This window comes from Nonomuraea sp. NPDC026600 (assembly GCF_040638335.1).
GTDB lineage: Bacteria > Actinomycetota > Actinomycetes > Streptosporangiales > Streptosporangiaceae > Nonomuraea.
The window spans coordinates 186,539-198,740 of sequence record NZ_JBEZYD010000010.1 but is presented as its reverse complement, the minus strand read 5'-3'; the positions used below and the strand labels follow the sequence as shown (position 1 = coordinate 198,740).

At 67.2% G+C, this 12,202-nt stretch carries 11 protein-coding genes; 7 read left to right on the top strand and 4 right to left on the bottom strand.

Annotated features, from left to right (window positions below):
• The first annotated feature begins 160 nt into the window (after nucleotides 1-160).
• A complete protein-coding gene (locus AB0F17_RS24500; protein ID WP_358026672.1) occupies nucleotides 161-586 on the top strand; it encodes a hypothetical protein in 426 nt (141 codons plus the stop codon).
• 219 nt (nucleotides 587-805) lie between these two features.
• Here the strand turns inward: AB0F17_RS24500 and AB0F17_RS24495 are convergent, their stop codons facing one another.
• Nucleotides 806-1,279: an AAA family ATPase gene (locus AB0F17_RS24495; RefSeq protein ID WP_358026670.1), complete on the bottom strand. Its 474-nt coding sequence runs from the start codon at nucleotides 1,277-1,279 to the stop codon at nucleotides 806-808.
• Between the two features lie 396 nt (nucleotides 1,280-1,675).
• Between AB0F17_RS24495 and AB0F17_RS24490 the strand changes: the two genes are divergently transcribed.
• Nucleotides 1,676-2,215 (top strand): peptidoglycan-binding protein, encoded by a 540-nt coding sequence (locus AB0F17_RS24490; protein ID WP_358026668.1) that lies wholly within the window; start codon nucleotides 1,676-1,678, stop codon nucleotides 2,213-2,215.
• 127 nt (nucleotides 2,216-2,342) lie between these two features.
• Here the strand turns inward: AB0F17_RS24490 and AB0F17_RS24485 are convergent, their stop codons facing one another.
• Nucleotides 2,343-3,041 carry a DUF4386 domain-containing protein gene (locus tag AB0F17_RS24485; protein ID WP_358026665.1) on the bottom strand — a complete coding sequence of 233 codons (699 nt, stop codon included), beginning with the start codon at nucleotides 3,039-3,041 and terminating at the stop codon, nucleotides 2,343-2,345.
• A 120-nt stretch (nucleotides 3,042-3,161) separates the two neighbouring features.
• Between AB0F17_RS24485 and AB0F17_RS24480 the strand changes: the two genes are divergently transcribed.
• Nucleotides 3,162-3,854, top strand: a complete 693-nt coding sequence (locus AB0F17_RS24480) for a TetR/AcrR family transcriptional regulator C-terminal domain-containing protein (protein ID WP_358026662.1) — start codon at nucleotides 3,162-3,164, stop codon at nucleotides 3,852-3,854.
• Between the two features lie 68 nt (nucleotides 3,855-3,922).
• On the opposite strand, the gene AB0F17_RS24475 is transcribed toward AB0F17_RS24480, so the two are convergent.
• Nucleotides 3,923-4,366, bottom strand: coding sequence for an SRPBCC family protein (locus tag AB0F17_RS24475; RefSeq protein WP_358026659.1), 444 nt, complete (start codon nucleotides 4,364-4,366; stop codon nucleotides 3,923-3,925).
• Between the two features lie 129 nt (nucleotides 4,367-4,495).
• Between AB0F17_RS24475 and AB0F17_RS24470 the strand changes: the two genes are divergently transcribed.
• The 4 genes from AB0F17_RS24470 to AB0F17_RS24455 all read left to right on the top strand — a co-directional run bounded on the left by AB0F17_RS24470 (nucleotide 4,496) and on the right by AB0F17_RS24455 (nucleotide 10,247).
• Nucleotides 4,496-5,482: a DUF1838 family protein gene (locus AB0F17_RS24470; RefSeq protein WP_358026656.1), complete on the top strand. Its 987-nt coding sequence runs from the start codon at nucleotides 4,496-4,498 to the stop codon at nucleotides 5,480-5,482.
• A gap of 38 nt (nucleotides 5,483-5,520) precedes the next feature.
• Nucleotides 5,521-6,096, top strand: a complete 576-nt coding sequence (locus tag AB0F17_RS24465; protein ID WP_358026653.1) for a hypothetical protein — start codon at nucleotides 5,521-5,523, stop codon at nucleotides 6,094-6,096.
• A gap of 387 nt (nucleotides 6,097-6,483) precedes the next feature.
• Complete coding sequence (locus AB0F17_RS24460) at nucleotides 6,484-8,049, top strand: alpha-L-arabinofuranosidase B (protein WP_358026650.1); 1,566 nt, start codon at nucleotides 6,484-6,486, stop codon at nucleotides 8,047-8,049.
• Between the two features lie 143 nt (nucleotides 8,050-8,192).
• Nucleotides 8,193-10,247, top strand: a complete 2,055-nt coding sequence (locus AB0F17_RS24455; protein WP_358026647.1) for a hypothetical protein — start codon at nucleotides 8,193-8,195, stop codon at nucleotides 10,245-10,247.
• On the opposite strand, the gene AB0F17_RS24450 is transcribed toward AB0F17_RS24455, so the two are convergent.
• Nucleotides 10,229-12,184 (bottom strand): hypothetical protein, encoded by a 1,956-nt coding sequence (locus tag AB0F17_RS24450; RefSeq protein ID WP_358026644.1) that lies wholly within the window; start codon nucleotides 12,182-12,184, stop codon nucleotides 10,229-10,231. The two genes, AB0F17_RS24455 and AB0F17_RS24450, sit on opposite strands and share 19 nt — an antisense overlap.
• Nucleotides 12,185-12,202 lie beyond the last annotated feature (18 nt).

Here is a 12,202-nt window from a genome sequence, read left to right as displayed (position 1 = left end):
GCATGTCCGTGTCATCGACATCGGCTGTCTCGTCCGGGCGGGAATCGTACCGGCCGTGCTCAGAGCCAACACTCGCAGGTCCGTATCCCGGTGGCAGCGGAGGCAACTGGACTTCCTCTTGGTTCCTCCGCTTGATGAAGGGGCCTTATGGTGCGATCTCATGAGACGAGGTCTGTGGATCCCCCTGACGGCTGTGTTCGCGCTGATTGCCGCGGTGTTCGTCTTGGTCATGATGCCCGTGTGGCGGGACAACGCCCGCCTCGAAGCCTTGTACGAGCGTGTCCTCGCCTATCCTCTTCCGCCACGTACCGGAGACGTCTTCCCGATGGATCGTGACGTGACCTTCGGGAAGAACCTGGCCAAGGGGAGCGGAGCCTACTGCGACTATCGCGTAAGGATCACGCTGCAGACTGCGCTGACGCCGCAGGAGATCCATCGCCACTATGGCAGCGCATCGATCACGGGCGCCGAGGAAAAGGCGATGATCTCCCTGTTCTTCGAAGACGAGGGACCTGCCGGCGGACGCCGAGTCATTGTCGAGGTGTACGACTCCCATGACTGGGACTGGGACTGGCGCTGCATGTAGAGCGAAGCGGATCGATGGCCTCGCATATAGAGCCGGATGGATTCCTACGCCATCAGGCGTCTCCTGGTTCGTGCCGGTCGGCCGGAAGGAGGACCTCAACGACGGACAAGGGCGCTCATGGGGTGGGCGTACGAGATCGCGTGTGGCTTAGGGGCCGTTCTTGCGCGTGGCTCGCCACTCGGGCCGCGGCCATTTGAGCCCACGGATGGCACCACGGCCCTACGGCGAGGCAAGCCCCTCAAGCTGCCGGACGACCTGCTCTACCGGAGCGGACGTGTCGATCTCCATGGTCGCGGTAGTTCGCAGCAGCGGCTCGACAACGCGAAGGTTCTCCAGGATGGCTTCTCGTTCCTCCGGCCGCTTGCCATAGGGATTGTCGGTCCGCGCCATGACCCGGGCCAACATCACCTCAGCGGGCGCGCTCAGCAGCACGATGTGGTCGAACCGCTGGTAGAACTTCCCCTGATTGCTCATACAGCCGGCCACGAACAAGCCGTCCTTCTTGTGCCCGGTGAGCAGGTCAGTCACGGCCTCCTCGCGCCATACCCAGTCCGACGACCCATCTGGCAGCGTGATCTCGTGGCTCCACCGGCCGTAGTCCGTATCCACAATCCGGTGCCCCCGTGAGCCCAGGATTCGAAGAACAGTCGATTTGCCAGTCCCCGACATTCCCGTGATCAACACCTTGGGCATGGCATTACCCTAAGCGAGGTCGACCGCCGTGCCTCGCCGCAGGCCGGTAGGTGGCCAGGACGATCAGGCATGGGGTGGGGCGGTAGCCCATCGCCGAGCCGAGCCGGTACGGCACAGCGTCGCGGCGACTGGTCGGTCATCGCCTTGGTGGTGATGGTGTCGGTCCCGCCTTGAAGCAGCGGCCCGGTGACCGGACGCCGTCCGGTGCTGTTGACGTCCACGCTGTGCGGGCGGTGCCGGTGCCGCACCGTGACTCCGGCCTGATCAATCAAGGGGCTGGTGTCAACAGGGCGTATCGACATTTTCCAGAACGAGTTAAATCGTCTGCTTCCCCAGAGTATCGCCGAGGGTGCTGGGTATCCACCTGCCGTTAACGTGGATTAGGGCGACGAATTAGTGGGCCATGACCTGCCCCAGAAAGCCCGCCCTGCCGACGACACGACGGAGGACGAACTCGTGACCGTTACGCCGACTTTGCAGGCACCGCCATTCCCCGGCATCATCAAGAAACCGCAGCAGGGCGAAGCCGTAAAGAAATGGCAGCAGCGGATGCAGGACCGCGGCTGGCACATCAAAGTAGACGGGATCTATGGAACGGAGAGCGAGCGCCTCTGCAAGAACTTCCAGACCGAGAAGAACCTGCAGGTCACCGGCATCGTCGACGAGACGACGTGGAACAAGACGTGGACGGCCCCGAGCGCGGTGGCTCCGCCGTACCCCGGTCACGACCTCAAGCAGCCGCCGATCATGAACGGCGCTGAAGTGCGGCTGTGGCAGGAAGAGATAAACATGCGCGGCTGGCCCATCACGGTCGACGGGAGTTACGGGCCACAAAGCGAAGAAATCTGCCGCCAATTCCAGAAAGAGCATGCTCTCATGGTCGACGGTATCGTCGGGCGGAACACCTGGACCAATACCTGGGTAGAGACGATCTGAACCCGCCTTCCGCGAGTCAGAGCGAAAATCGTACTTTCGCTTAGTTCAGATCTCGTCCTGCCAGAGCGGCCCCTCACCGGTGAAACACGGTGAGGGGCCGCTCTCGTCGATACCCTCCGCAGCCTCTTCAGGAGGCGTCCGCCAGTGCGGGCTGCGTCGCTTTCGCGTGGTCGGGCTCCGGCTTGGCGGGAAATCCCTTCACGATGAGCAGGATCCCCAGGGCGACCTCGAAAAGACCGCCGGGGATCGACGTCGTCAGGGCGATCTTGTAGCCGAGGAGTTCGGCGATCGTGCCGGCCATGAAGAGCGCGTACCCGACCAGCCCCCACACCGCCAGGAACGCGGGCACCAGCCGCTCGCGCAGCATCGCGCGGCAGAACACCACCATGGCGGCGCAGACCGCGAGCATCCCGAGGTGGAAGGCGTAGTAGTTCCCCTGCTCGGCGACCCGCGCCAGTGCGGGGAAGACCGAGGCGCGGCCGCCGGCCGCGTACTCCTGGGCGAGCGGTATCAGCAGTAGCAGGAAGAGGACCCCGACGGCCAGCACCACCACCTCGATCGTCCTGATCGTCAGGTACGCGGTGGCGGCGAACGGGCGGCGCGTCCTCAGCAGGTTGAAGATCAATAAGCCGTTGGCGATGTCGAAGACGGAGTTGGCCAGCATCAGCAGGGCTCCCGCCGACAGCGTCGTCTTGGCGGCGAGAACGCCGGACAGCAGGTCGGCGCCGTCCGAGGCGGCGTCGACCAGAGCGCCGCCCGCGAGGTAGACGACGAACGCGAGCAGGTAGCAGGCCCCCACGATCCGGCCGATGGTACGCGCTGACATGGCCTTTCCCTTCTGTCGAAGCTCTGTCGAAGTCCGTCGAAGCTTTCGTACTTAGTACTTTCATACTTAGTACGGGAAGATAACGTACTAAGTATGAAAGTGCTAGAGTCTCGAAGCGAGATGTCAGAGCCAAAGAGCAGGACAGCCGCGCCGCGCGTGCCGCTCACCCGGGAGCGGGTGCTGCGGGCAGCCGTCGCCGTCGCCGACGCGGGCGGGATCGGCTCGCTGACGATCCGCTCGCTCACCCAGGCGCTCGGCGTCAAGCCGATGTCGGTCTACTACCACGTCGCCAACAAGGACGAGATCCTCGACAGCATCGTCGACCTCGTCGCCGGTGAGATCGACCTGCCGTCTCCCGGCGGCGGCTGGCGCGCGGAGATGTGGCGCCGGGCCGATTCGACCCGGCGCGTGCTCAGAGGCCACCCTTGGGCCATCGGCCTGCTCGAGTCGCGAGCCACCCCCGGTCCTTCGACGCTGCGGCACCTCGACGCGACCATCGCCACGCTGCGCGCGGCCGGCTTCTCGGTGCCGCTGACCGCGCACGCGCAGACCCTGCTCGACAGCTACACGTACGGCTTCGCGCTGCAGGAGGCCTCGTTGCCCTTCAAAGGCCCGGGCTCGGCGGCCGAGGTGACCGAGTCCATCATGGAGCAGTTCGCCGACGGCGCTTATCCGCACCTCGTGGAGATGGCGACCGAGCACGTCCTCCGGCCCGGTTACGACTTCGGTGACGAGTTCGAGTTCGGGCTCAACGTGATCCTCGACGCCCTCGCGCGATCACTCCCCGGCGACGGCGGTCAGCCGCCTTCCTGACCGGCCCGCCGTCGACCGGGCCTGGGCGGACAGTGTCGGCGCCCACGCCACCCACGAGGACAGTGTCCTCATCGGTGGTGAGACAACCGTTCTGCCAGGATCCGAGCGCGGGCGAGCTGGACATTGCGCGCCTGCCCTGCGGCGAACCCGGCCAGGAGCCACGGGGCCGTCAGATCGAGCCGGTCGCTCACCCGGGTGCCGGTGCCGTCCGGCTCAAGGTCGAAGCGGTAGGCCAGGCGAATGCGCCCCGGGCTCCGCACCTCGCCGTAGAGGGACAGGTCGTCGGTGTGGAGGGCCACTTTGATCGGGTTGTCGTACGTGAAGATCCGCAGGAATCGGAAACGCTCGACGGCCGTGTACCGGATCACGCCAGGCTCCGAGCGGTCCACATCGCTGACGGCGACCACGAGGGGGGACAGGCCGATGTAGCTCTCCGGAGCCGTGAGGTGCTCGAACACCTTCTCCGGGGCGACGTCCACGTGGAATTCGTGGGTCAGCACGCTGTTCGACACCCGGCCTCCCGTACCTGCGCCGCGTCCACGCAGTGGGCGTCGCGCGGTCCCCGCCGAGCATACGGGTTTCGGTTGCTGAAATGATCAGCGTGGTCTCTGTCATCCCTCTTCTGTATCGCAGGAGCACTCTTGTTCAAGCGTCGTGGTTTGACCTTGTCCGCAGCCCTCGCCGCGCTGTTGGTGTGTGTCGCCGTTCCCGGCGCGGCGGCGGGCGAGCAGCCGGATGACCCGACATATCCGGGGCCGGTCTACAAGACGGTCACGGACAAGAGCGGGTTGCTGTCCTTACAGACCAATGGGCGGCCGGACGGGCGGGACATGGTCTTCCGGATCTCGGGAGCCGTTTACGCCAACATCGAGGGCAACGCCTACGATCCGCAGCTGCGCCATGGCCAGAAACTGTTCAACGTCGAGGGCTACAACATCCGGCGGCTGTATCGGGTGCCCGGCACCACGCAGCTCTACCAGCTCTCCCGCGAGATCGTGTTCTACACCGACCCCGCCGACCCCACGAAGATCCTGCGGGAATGGAAGAACCCGATCGACCTCCGGACCTACCCGGTCGTTCCCATCAACAACGACGCGGTGAACTTCGGCCCGTTCAACGTCACCTCCGCCTATGTCGGCCCGTCTCTGCGGCAGATGTACGACGAGACGGAGTGGACCAGCGACATCCCGGTTCGCACGGACTTCAAGCTCGCGTTGGGCGAGTCGTTCGGCCTGGTGAAGGGCGTCTACGCGGCCCAGGAGATGTTCGACTTCTACGTCGACGCCCGCGAGGTCGAGGCCCGCACGGTCGCGGGCACCGTCCCCAACGGCGCGATGAAGACCAAGATCAGCTGGGCCAGGACGAGCCCGTGGGCGCCGTTCATGTGCCTGCCGGAGACCGACGTCCGCGGGCAGCTCACCTACCACGCCCGTAGCTGGTCGCTGCAGTCCTACCAGGACATCGAGCCGTGGCTGCGTGCGGAGGTCGACGCCTCCTACCCGCTCTTCAACGCCGCTCCCACTGAGCCCGGTCCGAGCGAGAACTCCTGGACCTCCTTCTATAACAAGCAGTTGGGCAAGGGTGCAACCACCTGGGCCGACTGGTGCGCCGCCAATGGAAAGGCCTGAGGCCGAACTTCTCCGACATTCCTCGCATCAGACTGGTCATGAACTCACGCGCCGAGCACAAGAGCAGCCGCAGACTCCGTAGCTGGGCGGGGACCGTCGCCATCGCGACCTCGCTGGCGCCGTTCCTCGTCATGGGCACCGCCACCGCGGACAGCACGGCCGCCGCCCTCGAAAAGACCGGTCAGATCGCGAACGGGTTCGACTGGGCGCCCGTGGTGGAGCGGGCGCTGCACTGCCTCAAGCCGCGGCCGGAGGACACCTGGTATGTCGTGCGCGCCCGCGTCGCCGCTGTGGGCGACCTCACGGGTGACGGAAAGCCCGAGACCGTGGTCGTGTCGTCCTGCCCGAGCCCCACGTCGGGCAACCCGGTGATCTCCTTCGTCTACGACGGCGCCGCCAAGCGCTCGGCTCCTCGCCTGATCGGCGCGTTGGGCAAGAACCGCTACTTCAAATCCCAGACCGTCACCATCCAGAAGGCTCAGGTGCACCTACGCGGCAAGGTGGTCAGCAGTCGGGCCGCCAATTGCTGCCCCGATCTGATCGTCCGCCAGACGTACAAGTGGAACGGCGCGAAGTTCCTCAGGACGTCTGAGAAATCGACCCGCATCTCGTGATCCCCGGCTCCGCGCATGAAATCTCTCAGCGTTCGTTGCACGGAGCGGGATGGCTTTCTCTGGCGTTTTTTTCGAACATTGTTGCGACGGGGCTCGCGGCCGTGACCGCTTGCTCCTGGATCGCATGGGTGCAGACCAAAAAGGCGATTCCCGCCTCCGCGCCTTTCGGGTCTCGCGGTATTTTCACCACCCACCTTGAAACCTTGACGCAACATACGCTTCCGTTCCATAGTGAGCCAGTTACTCCCAAGCGCATCTCGGAGGTCGTACAGAACAAAAAATGTTAGCGCTAACAAAGTAACTTCCTTTCCGTCCCTGCCGTGATGTCGCAGGTCGGCGGGGCATCTCCCGGCATCGCGGCGCCCCCCTGAAAGGCAGTGGTTCAGCATGATTGTTCGGTCCGGATTCCGGCATCTCAAAAAGGCACTGCTGTCCGCGGGTGCGGCCGTCGCGCTCGCCGCCGGCCTGCTGACCGGCATCTCCACGCCCTCGCAGGCCGCGACGTCGCTCGCGTGCGACATCTACGCCGCCGGCGGCACCCCGTGCGTGGCGGCGCACAGCACGACCCGCGCCCTGTATGCCGCCTACAACGGCGCGCTTTACCAGGTGCGCCGTTCCTCGGACAACACCACCCGGGACATCGGCCTCCTGAGCGCGGGCGGATATGCCAACGCCGCCACGCAGGATTCGTTCTGTACCGGTACGACCTGCCTCATCACCATCATTTACGACCAGTCCGGTCGCGGTAACCGCCTCACCCAGGCGCCTCCCGGCGGGTTCTCCGGCCCGGCCGCGGGCGGATATGACAACCTCGCGGTCGCGACCGCGGCGCCGACCATGATCAATGGCCACAAGGCGTACGGCGTCTACGTGGCTCCTGGCACCGGATACCGCAACAACAGCACCAACGGCGTCGCGAAGGGCGACCAGCCCGAGGGGATGTACGCGGTCTTCGACGGCACGCACTACAACGGCGGCTGCTGCTTCGACTACGGCAACGCCGAGACCAACAGCCGGGACAACGGCAACGGCACCATGGAGGCCATCTACTTCGGGAACATCAAGGTCTGGGGCTACGGCACGGGCAACGGCCCCTGGGTCATGGCCGACCTCGAGAACGGCCTGTTCTCCGGAGTGAACGCGGGTTACAACGCCAACGACCCGACCGTGAGTCACCGGTACCTGACCGCCATCATCAAGGGCGAGCCGAACCACTGGGCGATCCGCGCCGGCAACGCGCAGTCGGGCAGCCTGTCGACCTACTACAACGGAGCGCGCCCCAACGTCTCGGGCTACAACCCGATGAAGAAGGAGGGGGCCATCATCCTCGGGATCGGCGGCGACAACAGCAACAGTTCCGCCGGTACCTTCTACGAAGGCGTGATGACCTCCGGCTATCCGTCGGACGCCACCGAGAACGCGGTGCAGGCCGACATCGTCGCCGCCGGATACACGACGTCGAGCGGCGGCGGCACGCCCGGAACGCTCACCCCCGGCTCGTCGATCTCGCTACGCGCGACGACGTCCTGCTGCACGACCCGCTACATCCGTCACCAGAACGACCAAGTCGTCACTTCGGTGATCACCTCGTCCAGCTCGTCTCTCGACAAGAGCGACGCCTCGTGGATCGTCCGCAGCGGTCTGGCCGGCAGCTCGTGCCTGTCGTTCGAGTCGAGGAACTACCCCGGCGACTTCCTGCGGCACCAGAACTACCAGTTGTACCGGCAGCACAACGATGGCAGCTCGCTGTTCGCCGCCGACGCCACCTTCTGCCCGCAGACCGGCAAGAGCGGCCAGGGCACCTCGCTCGCCTCCTACAACTTCCCGAGCCGCTTCATCCGCCACTACAACAACAGCGTCTACATAGCCAGCAACGGCGGCTCGAACGCCTTCGACAGCGCGACCTCGTGGGCCGCCGACGTGAGCTGGTCCGTCGACCAGCCCTGGGCATAGCCGCCGACGACCTGAGCGGAGCCGTCCCCGATCCACGGGGACGGCTCCCCGCCGTTCTCGCGGGTCTTCGTTGGCTGATGATACGGGCCTAACCGTAATGCCGATCCATTGACGAGAGCCTCGCTGTTTCCTAAATTTCGGTCATGACCCTAATAAGACGAATCGTGGTGGCGGGGATCAGCGTCACCACGCTGCTGGGTATGGCGGCCCCCGTCAACGCACTCGCACCCACTCCGGTCGCGTCACCCGCTCCGGCGGGTGGTGGGGCGGGCAAGGTGACCGATCTCGGTGTCCCGCTGCAGGACGTGCTCCTCCTCGGCGGCGTCGTCGCTCCCGGCCCCGACGGCCGTACGGTGCTCTGGGGTGCCTCCTCGGGCACCCCCGCCCACCTCAACGCCGTCGACCCGGCCACCGGCGACGAACGCGGCCGGCTCGACCTGCCGGGCGCTGCCGGGGCCTGGGCGGTGGACGCGACGCCGGACGGCAGCCTCTACGCCGGTACGTACGGCGACGGCCGCCTCTACCGCTGGACCCGCGAGGGCGGCGTCGCCGACCTGGGCCGCCCCCTGCCGTCGGAGAACTTCATCTGGTCAGTGGCGGCCGGCGAGGGCGCGACCGTCTACGGGGGCACGTCACCGGGCGGTCGGCTGTTCGGCTACGACCCGGCCGGCGGCGTCCGCGACTACGGCCGGCTGTCCCCGACGCACGCCTACGTCCGCAGCGTCTCGTACACCAATGGCAAGATCTACGCGGGTACGGAGGGCCCGGCGGCCGTCTTCGAGGTGGACGCCGCCACGGGCGTGGCCGAACGGCTGCCCGACCCGCCAGGGCTCGACCTCGCCGGCAAGTGGGCCTACGACGTCAACGCCGCCGGAGGCTTCCTCTACGTCAGGTTCGGGGGCGCTTTCCCGGGGCCGTTGCACGTCTGGGACATCACCGCTCGCACCTGGACGGACGCCCTCGAGTCGGCCCACGGCCTCGACGTGTCGCCGCCGGACGATCAGGGCCGCGTCTACTTCGTCAAGGCCGGCGAGCTGGTGGGCTACGATCCGCGCACCCGTACGGTGACCGGGACCGGCATGCCGTTCACGGGACGGGTGGCGAACACCCGGGGCATCGGCTGGGCGGAGCTGGGCCTGCCCGACTACCCCGGCAAGAGCCTGGTCGGGCTGCTGTGGCGGGGGCTGATGTTCCGCTACAACCCGCAGACCGGCGCGCGCTCGTTCGTCCAGACCGGCATCCAGGGCGAGCCGATCGACATCACGGCCATCGCCGAGGGCCCGGACGGCCGCGTCTACACCGGCGGCTTCCTCAACGGCGGGTTCGCCGCGCTCGACCCGAAGACGGGGGAGCGGGCGGAGTTCCACACCTTCTCCCAGAGCGAGGCCATGACGACGCACGCCGGCAAGCTGTACGTCGGCGCCTACCCCGAGGCCAGGGTCTACGCCTACGACCCCGCGCTGCCGTGGAACAGCACCGAGTACTCACCCAGCCCGGAGCCGGGGCTGGAGCCCAACCCGGCCAGGCTGTTCGACCTCGCGGCCGACAAGCAGATCAGGCCGCGCGCCCTGGTGTCGGCGGGCCGCTACCTGGTCGCCGGTACGATGCCCGACCTCGGTAACCTCGGCGGAGTGCTGGCGGTGTGGGATCCGCGGAAGGGCGCGCTGAAGTACTCCCAGCGTAATGTGATCAAGGACCAGAGCATCGTGTCGCTGGCCTACCGCGACGGCGTCGTCTACGGCGGCACCTCGATCTACAGCGGTCAGTCGGCCACCCCGCCCACCCAGCCCGAGGCCAAGCTGTTCGCCTGGTCGGTACGGGAAGACCGGCTGCTGTGGGAGATCGTCCCCGCACCGGGCAAGCCGGCCATCCCGGCGCTCACCTTCGACCGCCTCGGGCGGCTGTGGGGCATCGCGGGCGGCGAGGTGTTCAGGGTGAACGTGGCGGCCCGCAAGGTGGTCTCCAGGATCACCCTCTCGTCGAGTACGAGCGCGAGCGGGGCCCTGGTCCTCAACCGGGCGGACGGTCTGCTCTACGGCGCGCACGCGGGGACGGAGGTGTTCGCGCTGAACCCGGTCACCGGGAAGCGGAAGGTACTGCGGCGGGGACCTGTGCACCAGCTCGCGGTGCACAGGTCCGGAGGCGTCTACTTCGCCGAAGGGCCGCGGCTGTTCAAATATCAGCCACAGAGCCGGTAGGTGTAGAAGTTCTCGAAGCGTGACAGGTACATGTGCTCGTCCGGGGCCTTGAGCAGGATAGAGATCGGGCGGGCGATGAGCGTGAGCGTCATCGCCGCCCGGTCGATCCGGTAGGCCTTGCCCTGCACCTTGCCGTACAGCAGGCCGTCGCGGCCCAGTTCGATGTTGGTGTCCACCCAGACCTGGGTGGCGGTGGACCACGGGTAGGTCTGGTGCTGCACGGTGCGCAGGGCCTGCCCCGTGGCCGGATCGAGCTCGAAGAGCGTGTCCGGCGAGAGCCCCCAGAGCTTGCCGTCACCGTCGAAGGTGATCGAGCCGAGCGCCAGATCGCCGGGCACCGGGGTGCTGGTCCACTTGAGGGTGTCGGTGGCGATGTCGTAGGCGAAGGCGTGGGCGGCGTCGCCCTGAGGGGTGCTGATGCCGCCGAACGCCGACGTCGTGCCGTACAGGACGCCGTCGCGATAGGCCAGGCCGATGATGCTCTGGCCGGGGATGAGGTTCCGCCTGATCACCGACTTGCCGGTGGCGGGGTCGAGCAGTCCGAGCGCGCCGCCGACCGCGCCGGCCTTGGGCACCGTGCCGAAGGCGAGCCAGTCGCCGGCCGAGACCATGGCGAACGGCCGGTCCTGCTCCTGGTCGGCGAGGCCCAGCAGCAGCCGGGGTTCGGTGCCGTCGAACTCGTAGATGCGGGCGCCGGGATAGACACCGAGGTAGAGCTTGCCCTTGTGGGTGACGATGCCCTCGCTCTGGCCGACGTTCGGCCAGAACTGTGACGCGCCGGTCGCGGGGTCGTAGGCGGCCAGGCCGCCGGTGAAGAAGCCGCCCGCGTAGACGCGGCCGTCGGGGCCGATCCCCATCGACCTGATGGAGACGGGCTGGCCGGTCAGCGTGGAGTCGAACAACCTGCCCCGGCCGCTCTTGCGGTCGTAGTGCCACATGCGGCCGGTGGAGGAGGTGCCGACGAGCGTGCGGCCCTTCCAGCCCAGTGGCCGGGCGGCGCCGCCGCCGAAGTCGGTGAAGCCGAGCCGGGTGGTCTTCTTGCGCTTGATGTCATAGACGGCGAGTTCCTCGCCCTGGAACAGGTAGACCTGGTGCCCGCGCGCCCCGCCGCCGACGGTGAGGCTGTCGACGTCGTCCTCCACGTCGCGCCACCGGTTCCTGGCCAGGTCGTAGACGCCCATGGGGTTCGTGCCGGTGGAGGTGGTGAAGCGGACCAGCAGGTGACCGGCCACGACGTCGAGGTCGTAGGCGAAGCCGCTGCCCTCGATCGGCGGGTCGATCACCTTGATCAGGGTGCCGTCGGGCTTCAGCACCGCCACCTTCATGCTCGTGGCGCCCATGCCCGCGTAGATCGTGCCGTCCTTGGCGATGGCGAGGTCGCGTATGTACTGCTCGCCGGGCACCGGGCTGCCCAGGTCCGCGATCTTCCCGGTGGCCGTGTCGTAGCGGAAGAGCCGGCCGTTGGGCGAGGTGCCGCCATAGACGGCGGAGCCGTCGGGGCTGGCGGCCACGGTCCACACGAACGTCTCGCCCGGCACGGCGATGCCCAGCTCGCTGACCAGGTCGGTGGCGGGGTCGTAGCGGAAGAGCCGGCCCATGGCCCCGACCGCGCTGTTGTAGCTGCCCACGTAGACGGAGTGATCGGGGGCCACGGTGACGGCCCAGGAGCCGAGCGCGTACGGCAACGGCCGCTCGGCGACCAGGGCGGCGTCCGCCGCGTTCCTGATCCCGAGCATGGCGGGGCCGGACGCGCTGGAGGTGACCGAGTAGACGCGGTCGCCGTCGCGCGCGGTGCCCGCGGTGGTGGCGCCGGTGAGCGGCAGAGTGCCCAGGTTCTGGAAGCCACAGCCTGTCGGTGGTGCGGCGGCAGCGGTTTCGGCCTTGACCGGAGATGTGATGGATAGTGCGATGGCTAACGCAACGGCGAGGATGCGCATGTGGCCCTCCGATGAAAG